Consider the following 15,297-nt stretch of genomic DNA (forward strand, 5'->3'; position numbering starts at 1 on the left):
CGGCTCTTATGCAAAATGGATTCTGGCGATTAGATGCTGTTCGCAACATTCTCGTAATGGGCGCAGTGCTGCTCGGGCTGGGAGCTGCGAGTGCTCAGGTTTATGGTTCAAGCCAATATGAAAAGGTCGATCGGAAATACGTTACTGCCCCCCATGCTCCGGCTACCCAAAGTGATAGTGATGTGGAGCTTAAAAGTGCTGGGTGCGTAAGTTGCCATACAGACTCCGATGCCAAAAACATGCATGTTAGCGAGTCGGTCAAGCTAGGCTGCGTTGATTGCCACGGAGGCAATCCAGAAGTCACATTCTCAGGAGTTCAGGGTGCCAACCTGAGCAACCTGACCTACAAATCCACGATGCAAAAAGCCCACGTTTTACCTCGCTATCCGGATGCTTGGCCCACCAGCAGAAATCCCGAGCGCACTTACACGCTCTTGAACAAAGAAAGCCCGGAATTTGTGCGCTTCATTAACCCTTCGGATTTGCGTGTTGCGAATGAATCCTGTGGAGCCTGCCACCAGGAGATTGTTGAAGCATCAACCCGCAGTTTGCACAGCACGACAGCGATGTTCTGGGCGGCGGCTTCCTACAATAACGGTATTCTGCCCTACAAAGACCCCATTATGGGTGAGTCCTATAACCGTGACGGTGTAGGAACGGTTCTGAAAGGTCCAAAGATACCCAAGGATCTGGAAGATGAAGCGGCAGCTATGGGAATTGTGCCGCAATTACTACCACTGGCTGCATGGGAAACGGTTAAACCGGGCGACATCTTCAGGGTGTTCGAGGATGGCGGTCGTAATATCGGAACCCTGTTTCCCGAAACAGGGTTACCCAATGTGCCTGGATTGATTCAACGCTTGGAAGAGCCCGGCCGCCCAGATTTCAAACAGTCTAACCGCGGGCCGGGAACAGGGCAGAGGATTGCTGTGCCTTTGCTGAACATCACCAAGACCCGCTTGAATGATCCACTTACCTGGTTCATTGGTACGAATGACCAGCCAGGTGACTACCGTCACTCCGGGTGCGCATCATGCCACGTGGTGTATGCCAACGATCGTGAAGTTGCTCACTCGGGGCCGTACGCGCAGTTCGGGCACGATGGCAAACCTGCCACTAAAGACCCCACCATCAACAAAGCGGAGTCTGGCCATCCCTTGGAACACAAATTTACCCGGGCAGTACCCAGCAGTCAGTGTATGAGTTGCCACATGCATCAGCCCAATATGTTTATGAACACCTTTTTGGGCTACACCATGTGGGACTACGAGTCTGACGCACCCTTTATGTGGCCGGAAAAGCAGCAATATCCAACGGCTGAAGAACGTAGAAAAGTGCTGGAGCGCAACCCCGAAGGTGCAGCGCCAAGAGGCAAGTGGGCGGATCTGGATTTCCTAAAGAAGGTTTGGGAAAACAATGACCAATATCAGGATACCCAGTTTGCCGATTACCACGGCCATGGCTGGAACTTCCGAGCTGTATTCAAGCGTGATCGCAAAGGGCACTTGCTGGATGAAAACGGTGAGATCGTTACCAATGACGACCCGGAAAAATTCAAAAAGGCGGTTCATCTAACGTCTACGCACTTAGACGCGGGTATGCATTGCGCGGACTGCCACTTCTCACAGGACAACCATGGTAACGGCTACCTATATGGTGAAGTGGCTATGGCTGTAGAAGTCGGGTGCAAAGACTGTCACGGAACTGCACAGGAACTCCCCAATCTGTTTACCTCGGGGCCAGCCGCGCTCGAAGGTGGTACCGATATGTCGTTGATGCGAACACCCGATGGTCGGCGACGGTTTGAGTGGATCAATAACGACCTGTACCAACGCTCAATCATGTACCCAGACAAGGAGTGGAAAGTTAGTCTGGTGAAGAAGAGCGTTAGCAAAACCAGCGCCGACTACAATGAGAAGGCTGCTCGGGCCAAGCTCATGAGTAACGACGTAACCGTGCAGCACTTCGGCGTTGACGTGCCCATGGAAGATCTGGCCCATTCCAACGACAAGATGGAATGTTTTGCCTGCCATACCTCGTGGACCAACACCTGCGGCGGCTGCCACCTACCCATAAAAGCCAACGAAAAGACCGAGCGGCACCATTACGAGGGCGGCGAAACACGCAACTTTGCCAGCTATAACCCGCAAGTCGCTGGCGACCAAATGTTTTTGTTGGGCAAGCACTCTCCGGGCAAAGGCGGAAAGTACGCACCCGTTCGCTCATCTTCAGCCCTTGTGCTTTCATCCGAAAACGCCAACCGTGAAAAAATTTATATACAGCAGCCACCTATTGCGGCAAGTGGTTTCAGCTCACAGGCATTTAACCCTCATTTCCCCCACACCACACGCAAAACGGAGACCAAAACCTGCTCGAATTGCCATTTGGCTGAGGCCAACGACAACAATGCCATCATGTCGCAACTGCTGGTGATGGGTACTAACTCCATTAACTTTATTGGCTATTACGCTTGGCTTGGCACTGAATCGAATGTTACCGGTGTAGAAGTCACTGAATGGGATGAGCCGCAAGCGGTGATTGGAAGCTATCTGCACCGCTATGCCTACCCGGACTGGTTTAAGGATCACCAAGACAATAATGAGCGCCTAAAAACAGCCTATACCCACAGCTCCGGCAAGGCCCAGTGCGTGCAAATGCGAGGCGAGTATCTCTATGTTGCCGAAGGCACGAGCGGCTTCCGTGTTTACGATATTGCTTCTATCGCCAACAAAGGTGTCTCCCAGCGCATTATTACCGCACCGGCTAGTCCTCTGGGTCACGACACCCACATCTCCAGTACCAATGCGAGCTGCGTGGCTCTGCCGAGCAATCAACCCATTCGCCCCTCGTTAAACACTGGCGAGCTAATGCGTAAGACAAACCAGGAGCAGCCTTTCGCGCCTATTTATAATTACGCGCTGATCACCGATACAGAAGAAGGTCTGATTCTGGTGGATATAGACACGCTCATGGATGGAGAGCCCACCAATAATCAGCTAAAGCGCGCACTTACGTGGAATGAAGACGATGTGCTCAAAGGCGCAAAACATCTCACCATTGGCGGAAACTATGTTTATGTGGCCGCAGATGCAGGGATGGTGATACTGGATTTGTCTGATCCGCTCAAACCCACAGTTGCCGCCGTGGTACCCATGCAAGATGCGCGTGCCAGTGCCTTGCAGTTCCGCTACCTGTTTGTCACCAATGCGGAAGGTTTGCAGGTAATTGATGTAACCCATCCGGATAGGCCAAAACTCGTTTCTGAAGCAAGGCTTGCGATCAAAGATGCTCAAAAACTCTACCTGTCCCGCACCTACGCCTACATTGCCGCTGGCAAAGAAGGTTTGTTAATTGTGGATATTGAATCCACCGAGGAGCCCAAGCTGCACGTGCAGTTTGATGCAGGCGGGCGTTTGAGCGATAGCCGCGACGTGGTTGTAGGCGCCACCAATGCTTCACTGTTTGCCTATGTTGCCGATGGCAAAAATGGTTTGCAGATTGTTCAGCTCACTTCGCCCGAGCTGCAGCCGAATTTCTATGGCTTCAGCCCTGAGCCTGTGCCGAAGTTTATCGCCAGCTACCCCACAGCGTCGCCAGCCCTGAGTTTATCGCGCGGCCTTGATCGGGATAGGGGTGTGGATGAAACCGGTGGCCAGATTGCGGTGTTTGGCCGTAAAGGCTCAAGGCCCTTGAATAAGGAAGAGATGGAAAAGCTTTATCTCGATGAAAATGGAGAACCGTGGTTCGTGAAGGATTAGGGCAGGGCTCCTTACTTTGCGTTCGCCGTTTTATCGCCACTGAGAGCAAACAATGGCCGGGTTTATTCGAATAACAAGAATTTTGATGTCGTTGATCATGGGCGCGATGCTGGGTGCGGCGTCGGCAACGGCCGCGCCATTGCCTCAGAACGACGACTACAAACATATGGGCGTCGCAACCTGTGCATCCTCTATTTGCCACGGTAAAACGTCCGCTCAGGCAGACGGCAATGTGCAACTTAATGAGTACCGACTCTGGTCTACCACGGATTTTCACTCACGAGCCTACCGTGTGCTGAGCAATCCCGAATCCAAGGCCATGGCGAAAGCATTGGGGTTAACCAACGCCCAGAATGCGACTATCTGCCTCGATTGCCACACAGACCACGTACCTAGCGGTAGGCGTGGCCCCAAATTTCAGCTAACCGATGGCGTTGGCTGCGAAGGCTGTCACGGAGGTGCGGAAGACTGGCTAAGGAGCCACACCGAACCGAATGTTACGCATCAAGATAATCTTGATAATGGGCTTTACCCTTTGTCGGACCCGGCAGCCCGCGCAGACTTGTGCCTATCCTGCCACATGGGCACCAAAGACAAGTTCGCCACCCATGCCATTATGGCGGCTGGTCATCCTCGCCTAAGCTTCGAGCTGGATACGTTCACAGCTAATCAGCCAGCACATTATCAAGTAGACGAGGACTATATTGCCCGCAAAGGCGATCACCCGGTGGGCTATTTATGGGCTGTAGGGCAAGTGGAAATGGCCAAACGGCAACTCGCCCTAATCGATACTCATAACCTTGGCAAAAGCTTGAGTAGAGGCATGATAGAGCTGTCCATATACGACTGCCATAGTTGCCATCAAGGTATGAGCCCCCGCCGTGGCAGGCCTGATGATTTCAGCTCCCGGCTGCCTATGGGAAGCCTGCGGTTAATGGATCACAGCTTCGATATGGTGGCCGTAATTATTAAAGCTACGGCACCGGCTAGCTACGAAAAATACGCCAGTTCGGTGCGGGATTTGCACAAAGCGCACAACACACCCAACGCTGTTGGCATCGCAACAGAAAAGTTGCGCGCACAACTCGTTGAGTTGGCCGCTAATCTTAAACGCAAACCACCAAGCCCCGAGACCATAAAGGCGCTGCGCCAGAGTATTGCCGATAACAGCGCACGGGGCCGTTACGCTGATTACAGTAGCGCGGAACAAGCATTTCTCGCCTTGGAATCATTGTCCTACTCCTTAGGAGATCGGAAAAAGATAACAGCTCAATTGGATAAAGTGTTTGCCAGTTTGGGTGACGAAACCGAGTTTAAGCCGAAGAGTTTTGCCACGGCCTGCGCTGCATTAGCGAGGGTTTTGCCTTAGCAGCCTGCTTGAACACCATAAAAGACCATAAGAGACCATAGCCATGTTTCGATTATTGGGTAAAACACATCCGGGGGCTGTGCGTGAGCAGAACGAAGATGCATTTTACAGCAATGACTCAACTGGGTTGGCGGCTGTGGTTGACGGTATGGGAGGTTACGCTGCGGGCGAAGTGGCCAGCGCTATTATTGTGGAATCTCTGGGTGAGCTGAACCCCGCTTCTGGAGGACTTGTGGCCGCCTTAATGGAATGCCACGCACGCATTCTGCAGCACTCCAAAGCTCACCCGGAGAGCAAGGGTATGGGTGCAGCGGTTGTTGTGGCCAAATTGGAGCCCAAACAGTTGAGCGTTTGCTGGGCTGGCGACTCAAGAGCTTATTTGTTCAACCGCGAAACTGGCCTTAGGCGGGTTTCCAGAGATCACTCCTACGTACACTGGCTGTTTTCTCAAGGCAAGATTACTGAAGATGAAGCCCGCAACCATCCCAAACGCAACTTGGTTACCCAGTGTTTGGGGCTTAGCGCTCCGCAGCCGGAACTGACCACAGTGGCATGGAAAGCGGGGGATAGTTTGCTGCTATGTTCAGACGGATTGACAGATGAGCTGGATGACCGCTCTATTGAAAATACGCTGAATCAAGCTCTTAGCGCTGACGATTTCAGTGCGGTGGCAGTGGATGAACTGATTGCTGAAGCGCTTGAGGCAGGCGGCAAGGATAACGTTACAGTGTTGATAGCAGAGAACCGGTATGTGGCGGATGATATGCTTGATAAGCCAAAGGTTGTGACAACAGCTGCGGCACAACGGCATTCCTTATTGCCCATTCTATTAGGAGCAGGCGCTGCTGTTTTAGTGTTAACGATTGGCTTACTCTGGCATTTTAGCGGGTAGAGTAGAGAGTAACCAACAACTTCTTTCTTATAGTCAGTGAGTTAGGCGAGCCATGACAACACAACAAAATAGCCTGTTATTTCTTCTCCGCTCCGTGAACGGTGAGCAACAGCTACCGGTTGCTAAGGAGCTGAAAATGGGGCGCAGCGCTGAGTGCGATATCGTGTTGGACCAAGGAGGTGCATCCCGCCAGCATGCCGTTTTAACTCCAGACTCAGAAGGGGTTTGGGTTGAGGATAGCGGGTCCACCAACGGCACATTTGTGAATGGTGAGCGCATTGAGCAGGCTTGCTTGCTCAAAGAGGGTGACCAGCTGCAGGTTGGCCAATCGGTATTCACGCTCGTCATCAAAGCCCCCGTGGTGGAACAAGATCCAGATGCGACCTTGCTGTACGGTGCCAGCGCCGATCCCGATGCTACTTTACTGCATGGTGATTTGGATAAGGGAGAAGCCCAAGCACCCGATGAAACGCCTCTCCCCAAAGAAGAGCCCGTTGATGACTCTAAGCGGGAAGCAGGTGACTCCAAAGCGCCGCCTTCTTGGGTGCTTAACAACCAGCAAAGCGTTGATGGCACCGCATTCTTTTCCAAGGATTCGTTGCCGGGGTTACAGCCTAACAGCGATGACAAAAAGATCCCTCAACAAGCAGTGGAAGAGCCCACACTGATCGGCACGAGCGATCCGGTTGTGGGATTGCGCTTTCAGCTCATAGGGGAGGGTAAAAACCAATGGGAGATCGGCCGTTCACCGAATTCAGATGTGATGCTGAACCATGAGAGCGTATCCGGCGCCCATGCACAGATCATCAACGACGCAGGTCGCTGGAAAGTCGTGGACCTAATGTCGGCTAATGGCACATACGCCAACGGTAAAAAGTGTCTAACAGGCTATCTATCCAGTGGTGATATTGTTTGCTTTGGCAGTGTGGAGTGTGCCTTTATGCTGCCGGAAGGTGAGCAACAGCCGGAACCTATGGTTGAGTCTGGCAGCCCGGCGAAGGTGTCCGGCACCGATATTAAAACAGCCGCTATTGCCTTTATAGCGACTGCTGCCGTGGCTGGCCTTGTCTTGCTCATTGTAACGAACTTCTTTTAAACGATCGCTCACAATAAAAGTGAGCGATCTTCTCTTATTTTGTGCCGTTAGAATTCTGCACGGACTCGGCAAAATGCTAATGCCCACGACATAGTGCTTGCTGGTAAATCAGGCGTTAATCATTCCCTCCTAAGTATAAGGCACTACTCAATTATTGCGTGATGCTGAATTCAAAATGATACATTTCTACTGAATGCTAGGATGGGTACCTGACTCACCCAATGAACACCATTGGTTTTATCATAAAAAGAAGGGAAAACAATGACTGGAGCACTTTTTCAGCGTGATAACGAATTGTATGTACCAACGCCGGCAAGTTGTAGCCCTTGGAGTCCTAATCATTTGCACGGTGGGCCGGTAGTGGGGTTGATGGCTCATGCTGTGGAGCAGGCGTCCGGCAATACAAGTTTAAATTTGTCTAGGCTTACGGTGGACTTGTTGCGACCAGTCCCTTATTCACCGCTTACGGTGTCTACTAGGTTGGTTCGGGGCGGAGCGCGATTGCAGGTTTTAGAGGCCTCGTTATTCGACGGTACTAATGAGGTTGCTCGCGCAAGCGCACTTTTTTTAGAAAATAGAACAACATCGGTTCCGGAGCACGGTCGATTCCCGAAGGGAGAGTTTGACCCACCTGTCGGCTCAGTAGACGCAAATATTTCCGAAGCTGCCGGGTGGCAGAATCTTTACAGCCCGGTAGGGTTGCACAGCACAGCTAAAGCAGAGGTTGTTGAGGGCGTGAACGCCGAGGGACATGGAATTGCCTGGATGAAGTTACCCGTGCCGGTTGTTCAAGGAATCCAAACCAGCCCAACAGTTATGGCAGCGACACTTAGTGATTTTGGTAATGGTGTTGCGCAACTCAGCCTAAGCAGCAACGTAGGCTGTATTAACGCGGACGTTAGCTTATACCTTCATCGAAAGCCCGTTGGCGAGTGGTTAGGATTGGACGCTTGCAGCCGTATGCAGGATTCCGGTGTTGGTTTGGTGGAAACCACTTTGTTTGATAGCGGGGGTCCTATAGGAAAAATCCTACAAGCAATTATTCCTATGGAGATGCCAGGGGCCAAAGGTTAGGAAGCTAGTCACCGTGCATGCTCGGATGCGTTGCATTCGGCACTTTTACTGAGTTCGTCAACACCTCCTTTGCGTGTATAATGATAAACATTCGTATTATCATTATTTGCCAGATCACCTTGCCTCTTAAAGAGGTAACGCCAAAGGATGACGTAGATACGCCATGGCCATTCCTGCTCTCAATCATTTGTTTACCGGTAATTTGGAGCGCTACCGAGATGCGCTAGTTATGAAGGGTCAGGATCAACGAGTGGGTGTACCTGCCAGTGATTTGGCTTCAGAAGAGGGGCTGGCTCGGCTGCTTTCGCGGTTTCGAGAGTCGCAATCGGGTGAAGACCAGCGTGCGCTTATCTCATTATGGTCCAAGCACTATTTCGCAAAACTCACTGTGCCTGTGGTGGTCGCCAATTTAATGTCTGGGCATGATTTGCCGGTTTCTCTTGATCAGGTAGAAGTGATTTTAGATGAAAGCGGGTTGCCCGAAGCATTCCGCCTACCGCACGAAGGAGGACCTTTTCAAACAACTCCTTTGGATTCCTTTGAGCGTTTCAGGGCCTTGTTGGATCTAAATTTCGCGCCTCTTATTGAAGGCTGGTGTACCCACATAAAGATTTCACGCCGTGTGCTGTGGAACAACGCGGCTAATTATTTCGAGTGGCTTATACGCACTTTGGAGGCTGCAGGTCTACCCGATAGTCTTCTGTTGGATGGCCAACAACTGGTTAAGCTGCGAAAGCGGCCGAATGGGCTCTCGAACCCCATGGCAAATCCAGTTCGTTATGTAGAACGAGGAGAGGGGATAGAACCACAACGCCTGCGACAACAGTGCTGCCTACGCTACCGGTTGCCGGAACTGCCACTGTGCCAGAACTGCCCACTGATAGGGCGTCCTCCGAAGGGTGCGCTGTTACCAGGCTAAAATTCGGCAGATCGCTGGAGCACTATGCTACCGCGATGCGAGCACCTTCTCGGTGAGGGTGCGGTAGTATGGACATAGTTACTCCGTAGATGTCTTTCAGGGTTTGTTGGTTCATTAACTCATCAGGTGAACCTTCCGTTAACAGCCTCCCGCCGTGCAAAGCCACCAAATGGTCACAAAATCCGGCTGCCATGTTGATGTCATGTAGCACTACTACCACGCCTATATCCAATTCCTTTCCCAATTTACGTACAAGAGAAAGCACTTCAATTTGGTGCGCCACGTCCAAAGCAGAGGTAGGTTCATCTAACAGTAGGAAACGAGCATTCTGTGCTAGCAACATTGCCAGCCAAACTCGCTGGCGTTCTCCACCAGACAGTTCATCGACGCTACGGTCAGTAAAGCTTTCAGTGTCGGTCAGTGCTAACGCCTTCTCAACCTGTTTTGCGTCTTCATGTGAGAAACGGCCTAATGCGCCATGCCACGGATAACGTCCAAAACGAACCAACTCTTTAACCGTCAAACCATCGGTGGCGGGTGGTTATTGCGGAAGATAAGCGACCTTCTGGGCGAGAGAACGATCACCCCAACGATGCAGTTCCTTGCCCTCCAGCGTGATCTGGCCTGAGGTAGGTTTTAGCTGGCGAGCCAGCAGTTTCAATAATGTCGATTTTCCGGATCCGTTGTGGCCAATCAGCCCCACCATCTGGCCGGGGGCAACCTTAAGATCGATAGGGTGAAGCAGTGTTTTCTCTGCCAAGCTAAAGCTGGTAGCACTCAGTGCGAACATGGCTCGATCTCTCTTTGTAGTGTCGAGGGGACAGGATCAAAGTATTGGCGTTAGTGCCGACTTGGCATTCGATACATCCGTACCAGAAAATAGCCACCGCCAATCAGAGTGGCTACCAAGCCCGCGGGCAACTCATGGGGATACACTAGTGAACGCGCCAGCCAATCAGCCCAAAGCATAAGCAAACTGCCAATAACAAAAGCACTTAGAATTTGTGGTAAGGCGCGTTGGTAACCTAGAAGCCGCGCCAAATGCGGAGCCATCAAACCCACAAACGACAAGGGACCAACAACCAGAGTTGCAGCGGCGGTCATGAGCGCCGCAAGCAATAGAAGCAACAGTCGAGCGGGTGCCATGGGCAAGCCCAGCGAACTGGCAGCAGTGTCACCCAAAGGCAGAAGGTCTAGCCATCGACTTGCGAGAACAGCCATCAGTGCGAGGATAGGTGTTGCAAAAACAAGGGTCCAAGCGTCGGATTGTCCAGAAAGCCAAGTAGAGCCCGCCAGCCAGTTTAGGAGCATGATCGATTGGGCGTCGCCCATGGCCAAAATCATGCGAATACCTGCATCTAAAAGAGCTGAAAGAGCGATACCACCCAAGAGCAAGCGCTGCGGAGAAAAGCCGCTTCGCCGGCTCAGTATGAGCAGCATCAGCAGAACCAAAGTCCCGCCTGCACCTCCAGCAAGAATCTGCAGAGTACGGCTACCTGTGCCAACTGTAAGAATTAATAGCACCATGCCTAACGCCGCACCTGTGCTAATACCTAGTAGCTCTGGACTAGCCATGGGGTTTCGGGTCAACCTTTGAACAATGACGCCAGCACCGGCAAGTAGTCCGCCGGCCATCAGCGCTGTGGTCATTCGCGGTAGGCGCATGGCTAGGAGCGCTGTCTCTCCGTTGAAGCTGGTCCAGCGCCAGCCTTCCCATGTGGGGCCGAGCGACAATGTAACTGCCAAACTGCCCAGAGTAATTAAGCATAACAATAGCAAGCCGGTTTTCGAGAACTCACGCCGGGTTGTGGCCAGAGATGCAGGCTGGGATGGCCGAGCGGACATTAACCGATTGCGGGTTAATACCCATAACAATACTGGCCCGCCTATTAATGCTGTGGCGGCGCCGGTGGGGAACAACATATGTCCGAACGCAAACGTTAGTTGTTGGGCAATACCATCGGCGATCAAACAAATTAGCGCGCCGGTAAGGGCGCTGGTGAACATGCGTTGGCGAAGCGTTCTTGCGCCCAGTAAGCGAGTAATAGCGGGTGCCGCCAAACCAATGAACCCAATCACGCCCACATGGCTTACGGTAAGAGCTGTAAGATAGACTGCCAGAGTCAACGCTAGAATGCGGATGGTGTTTGGCGACAATCCTAGCGATTTTGCTCCCTCGGTTCCTAGGTCCAGCGCTTGCAGAGGGCGCAGGAGAGCCAGTGCCAACCCAGCCGCAATTAGCAAACGGGGCAGCAATGCAAGAGTGCTGTGCCAATCGTTTTGGCTGAGTTCCCCGGCTCCCCAAATGAATAAACCGGCAAGTTGTTCCTGATTGAACAACAAGATCACCGTGTTTATGGCCCCTAGATAAAGGCTTACAATCAGCCCGCAAAGGGTAAGCGTTAGCGGATCGAATCCGCGCCGAGCCCCCATCAACAAAACCAGACCAAGGGCCGCGAGCCCGCCAACCATGGCCCATATTTCCCGCCAAACTAGGAGCGAAGGCGCCATCAGCATGATTAGCCCCAACGTTAGCTGAGCACCAGCGGCAACACCTAATGTGGTCGGAGCTGCCAAGGGGTTGCGCAAGACTTGCTGCACAAGTGTGCCCGCAAAGCCAAGGGCAGCACCGGTTAGCAAGGCGATGGTTAACCTCGGTAGTAGGGTGTAATGCAGCACGGCTTGTTCGAAAGTTGCAGACTGGCTAAGTACAAGAGCGTCGGGCAAGCGCAACAAGTTTTCAAAGCTTGTGGCAGGAGATAAGAACACACCCGCCAATAGCGATACCATCACTAAAAACGCCAGCCAAAGCTGAGGCTGGCGCTGTACAACAAGTTGCTTCATGGTTTTTGCTCCTGAGCACCTTGCAGCAATTGATCCGCAAGCATGCGAGCCATACGGGGGACGCTCACCACACCGCCGAACGTCCAAACCGGCCCGACACCAATTATTCGACCACTGCGGGCCATAGGCAGATAAGGCCAGAGGCCGCTTGCCTGCAGGCGCTCCCTGTCTGCCTCTGGCCATGGCCGTATATAGATTAACCAAGCATCGGGCTCGCCGCCCAAGTCAGCAATGGTTCCCGGAGTGAAACCCCATAGATTGGTAGGTCGGTCCCACGCATTGGTGAGGCCAGCTTGTTCCAGAGCTTGGTTTAACATGGAGTTGGCACCGTGAACACGCACACGCCGGTCGTCTAGAAAACGGACAATAAAAGCTGTATTTCCTGCTAATCCAGCCTCTAAAAGCTGCTCCCGGGTGGCTGCAAGGTCCTGCTCCGCCTGCGCAATAACAGCTTGAGCCTTATCTTCAAGGTCAAGTATTTTTCCTAACGCAAGAAGGTGTTCGCGAGCCTTAACCCAGGGATTCGAATCGGGTTCGTAGGTGGTTTGCACCAATGTTGGTGCTATGGCTCGCAAAGCAGGCACCGCTGCTTCTAAGTGGCCGGTCACCAAGATCAGGTCCGGTTTGAGAGATCGAATAGCCTCTAGGTTTGGGGCCTGACGCCGACCCACAGACTTTATAGATTCCGGGGCCTGCGGCTCTACCACCCATTGCCGGTAGCGCTCGATTTCTGCCACGCCTACGGGTGTAACGCCAAGCGCCAGCAAATGCTCTGCCAACCACCAATTCAAAGCCACAATTCGCTTGGGCGCGGCGCTCGGTTTCTGATCGCCGACATTGTGTAGCTCTAGGCCATCCGCACTGGCAGTGAAGCTTAGCAGCATAAAAGCAAGAGCTCGTAGCACGAGCCCTGAGCGTTTACTAACCAACATGCCATTAATAGTCCACGGAATAAGACAGCGTATAAGTTCGGCCTTGCCCCTTGAAATCAAAGAGATCTTCAAAGCCGTAGAACAGCTGCGCTCGCTGGCCCCACACAGTGTCGTATTGTTTGTCCAGCAAGTTGGTTATGGAAAAATTGACACGACCCAAAGGAAGCTCATGAGCAGCTAGCAGATCAAACGTTGTAAACCCGTCGACTTCATCGCCAGCATCGTCTTCAATACCGAATGCATGGGAGCCTTGGAGGCGAGCAGAGTTTTGGCTGTTTCTCCACTGAACAAAAGCGGTTGCATTGGGCAAGCTTGCGGCAGTTACAAGATTCTTTTGCCAGTCGCCATTCGCATCTTCAACTTCAGAGCGAACATAGTGAGCGGTTCCGCCCAATGACCATTGCTGGTTTGCTCGCCAGGTGAGGGCCCCTTCCAGGCCGTAATCTCGGGTTTTGTTATCAACTACATCCACTGTAAGCGTAGTTCGGTTTGTTACTGCTTCTTTATCCGACCAGGTGTAGTAGGCAGCTACCTGCACATCCCATTGCAACTGATAGGTGCGCCAGCCAAGCTCAACCTGATTGGTTTTTAACCCCGGAACCGTGTTGTCATCAATATTCAGAGAGTCGGTTAGCACGTAGCGGCCCTCACTGAGGCTATAGTTCCCGCGACCAGCTACCTTGCCGGGATCCGGGATCTCGAAACCCTGGCTCACATTGGCCCAAACTTGTTGATCGTCATTTAAGTTATAGATAGCACCGGCGTTTAACAGGGTGACATCGTAATCGTTCTCGCCGCCCGGAATTGTATCGGCACCCGTTACCAATCCACGCTCAACCTCGACAGCTTGTTGGGTGCCGACAAAGTCTTCCATCTCAAGTCGTGCATGCCTTTGGCGAATACCGGCATTCAGTTGTAGCCGTTTGGTAGCCTGCCATTCAGCCTGAAAATAGGCTGCGATACCTTCCACACGATAGTCCGGATAGCGATCGATAGTGAATTCTTCATCAAACGTCATGCCGCCGCTGGGAAACGCGGTTGCGTTGTCGAAGATCATTTGGTTGGCGGAGAAGTCTTCGCGATCAAGATCTATACCGTAGTTAAGCCGAACGGCGCCAATGTCTTTAGCCAAAAGCCCTTTTATCAGGTATTGCCGGGTGTTCTGCTGCGAGGCGCCGAAGTAGCTTTGGGGTAGGGTTGCGCGCTGATAAGGGTAGGGGTGAAAGCTGGACTCTTCATTCCGCATTGAAGCCTGTAGATAGGCCGTATGACCCAGAAAGTCTAGATGTTGCCAAGCTAAATTGAACATGTACCGGTCGGTTTGGGGATCCCGGTCACTGGAGAAACCTTTACGGATTTCAGGATTGTTTATCTCGGCAAGATAGGGCCCCAACCAAACACCCTGATCTCCTTGGTAGCCGGAGTTATAAAGCTGGGCTGTCAGGTCAAGTTTCTGGTTCTCATTGATGCGAATTTGGGTGCTGCCCATTACGTCGAGGCTGCGGTTGTACTGCAAATCTGTCTGGGAAATATCTGGCATGATGGCATCGCCATTCCCATCGTACATTGCTCCATTGTCTTTTGTTGCAAAGGCGAGCCGGCCCTTGAGAGTGTCGTTGCCTCCGGAAATGGATTGGCCGAAGCGAAACTGCCGATCCTCAGTATTATTGAAACCACTAGAAGCACCTACTTCTGTACTGAACCGCGCTTCTCCCTCCCGACCTTTCTTGGTAATGATATTTACGATGCCACCTGTGCTACCGCCACCGTATACTGCCGTGGCACCGGAAAGCACTTCAATGCGCTCGACGTTGAATGGGTCGATAGAGTCGAATTGCCGGCTTAGCCCGCGGGAGCCATTGAGAGACACGCCATCAATCATTACCAGCACACTTCGACCACGCATATTCTGGCCATAGTTGGTTCGGGTCTCGGGTGCCAAATCCATGCTGGGCACCAATTTACCGATGACCGTTTTCAGGTCCTGACCAGCGTGGAACTGCTCTTCCAATTCTTCACCCTCAAGAACCCAAACAGAACCGGGAATCTGGCTTATTTGAGCTGGCGCGCGGCTGCCAACCACAACCAGTTCATCTAAAGACGTTGACGAGGCATGCACTGCAAATGGCGCAGCTATGGCCAAAGATAAAAGGGTTCGAGAAACGGTGTATCGGGCAGCCATTGTCACTTTCTCCTGATAAAATTAGAGCGCGATTGTAAATGATTATCAGATAGATTCAATGGGTGTGCGATGTGTCGAAAAACTTGGTGAGCTTTCTCAACCAATGGAAGGGCAGGTAAGTTTGAGTAAAAGGGGTCAGCTCACGAAACGGAAAAAATCGTACGCTAAGACCTCTGCAGTGTTCGTAACGATCGGTACTTTCCTTGTTCGACCTGTTTGTCCTGCTGCCAG

The 15,297-nt window shown here is 52.2% G+C and carries 9 protein-coding genes and 1 pseudogene; 6 read left to right on the forward strand and 4 right to left on the reverse strand.

Features of this window, described 5'->3' with window-relative positions:
* The first annotated feature begins 8 nt into the window (after positions 1-8).
* The 6 genes from MWU62_RS17595 (at position 9) to fhuF (ending at position 9,108) form a co-directional block, all read left to right on the forward strand.
* Positions 9-3,758 (forward strand): hypothetical protein, encoded by a 3,750-nt coding sequence (locus tag MWU62_RS17595; RefSeq protein WP_247116097.1) that lies wholly within the window; start codon positions 9-11, stop codon positions 3,756-3,758.
* Between the two features lie 85 nt (positions 3,759-3,843).
* Positions 3,844-5,127 (forward strand): cytochrome c family protein, encoded by a 1,284-nt coding sequence (locus MWU62_RS17600; RefSeq protein WP_247116098.1) that lies wholly within the window; start codon positions 3,844-3,846, stop codon positions 5,125-5,127.
* Between the two features lie 43 nt (positions 5,128-5,170).
* Positions 5,171-6,019: a protein phosphatase 2C domain-containing protein gene (locus tag MWU62_RS17605; protein ID WP_247116099.1), complete on the forward strand. Its 849-nt coding sequence runs from the start codon at positions 5,171-5,173 to the stop codon at positions 6,017-6,019.
* A 52-nt stretch (positions 6,020-6,071) separates the two neighbouring features.
* Positions 6,072-7,115, forward strand: coding sequence for an FHA domain-containing protein (locus MWU62_RS17610; RefSeq protein ID WP_247116100.1), 1,044 nt, complete (start codon positions 6,072-6,074; stop codon positions 7,113-7,115).
* A gap of 261 nt (positions 7,116-7,376) precedes the next feature.
* Entirely contained in the window at positions 7,377-8,189 is an 813-nt protein-coding gene (locus MWU62_RS17615; RefSeq protein ID WP_247116101.1) for a thioesterase family protein, read from the forward strand.
* A 163-nt stretch (positions 8,190-8,352) separates the two neighbouring features.
* Entirely contained in the window at positions 8,353-9,108 is a 756-nt protein-coding gene (gene fhuF / locus MWU62_RS17620) for a siderophore-iron reductase FhuF (RefSeq protein WP_247116102.1), read from the forward strand.
* Positions 9,109-9,130: 22 nt separating this feature from the next.
* Here the strand turns inward: fhuF and MWU62_RS17625 are convergent.
* The 4 genes and pseudogenes from MWU62_RS17625 to MWU62_RS17640 form a co-directional block, all read right to left on the reverse strand.
* A pseudogene (locus MWU62_RS17625) lies at positions 9,131-9,898 on the reverse strand (ATP-binding cassette domain-containing protein).
* A 50-nt stretch (positions 9,899-9,948) separates the two neighbouring features.
* Positions 9,949-11,952, reverse strand: coding sequence for a Fe(3+)-hydroxamate ABC transporter permease FhuB (gene fhuB, locus MWU62_RS17630; protein ID WP_247116103.1), 2,004 nt, complete (start codon positions 11,950-11,952; stop codon positions 9,949-9,951).
* Positions 11,949-12,884, reverse strand: coding sequence for an iron-siderophore ABC transporter substrate-binding protein (locus MWU62_RS17635; RefSeq protein ID WP_247116104.1), 936 nt, complete (start codon positions 12,882-12,884; stop codon positions 11,949-11,951). Before MWU62_RS17635 ends, fhuB begins: the two co-directional genes overlap by 4 nt.
* Before the next feature lie 4 nt (positions 12,885-12,888).
* Entirely contained in the window at positions 12,889-15,066 is a 2,178-nt protein-coding gene (locus MWU62_RS17640; protein WP_247116105.1) for a TonB-dependent receptor, read from the reverse strand.
* Between the last annotated feature and the right edge of the window lie 231 nt (positions 15,067-15,297).

Source organism: Marinobacter sp. S6332, assembly GCF_023016045.1.
Lineage (GTDB): Bacteria > Pseudomonadota > Gammaproteobacteria > Pseudomonadales > Oleiphilaceae > Marinobacter.

Coding starts and splice junctions, on each gene's coding strand:
- MWU62_RS17595 (WP_247116097.1), top strand. CDS start 9: ATGCAAAATGGATTCTGGCGATTAGATGCTGTTCGCAACATTCTCGTA.
- MWU62_RS17600 (WP_247116098.1), top strand. CDS start 3,844: ATGTCGTTGATCATGGGCGCGATGCTGGGTGCGGCGTCGGCAACGGCC.
- MWU62_RS17605 (WP_247116099.1), top strand. CDS start 5,171: ATGTTTCGATTATTGGGTAAAACACATCCGGGGGCTGTGCGTGAGCAG.
- MWU62_RS17610 (WP_247116100.1), top strand. CDS start 6,072: ATGACAACACAACAAAATAGCCTGTTATTTCTTCTCCGCTCCGTGAAC.
- MWU62_RS17615 (WP_247116101.1), top strand. CDS start 7,377: ATGACTGGAGCACTTTTTCAGCGTGATAACGAATTGTATGTACCAACG.
- fhuF (WP_247116102.1), top strand. CDS start 8,353: ATGGCCATTCCTGCTCTCAATCATTTGTTTACCGGTAATTTGGAGCGC.
- fhuB (WP_247116103.1), bottom strand. CDS start 11,952: ATGAAGCAACTTGTTGTACAGCGCCAGCCTCAGCTTTGGCTGGCGTTT.
- MWU62_RS17635 (WP_247116104.1), bottom strand. CDS start 12,884: ATGTTGGTTAGTAAACGCTCAGGGCTCGTGCTACGAGCTCTTGCTTTT.
- MWU62_RS17640 (WP_247116105.1), bottom strand. CDS start 15,066: ATGGCTGCCCGATACACCGTTTCTCGAACCCTTTTATCTTTGGCCATA.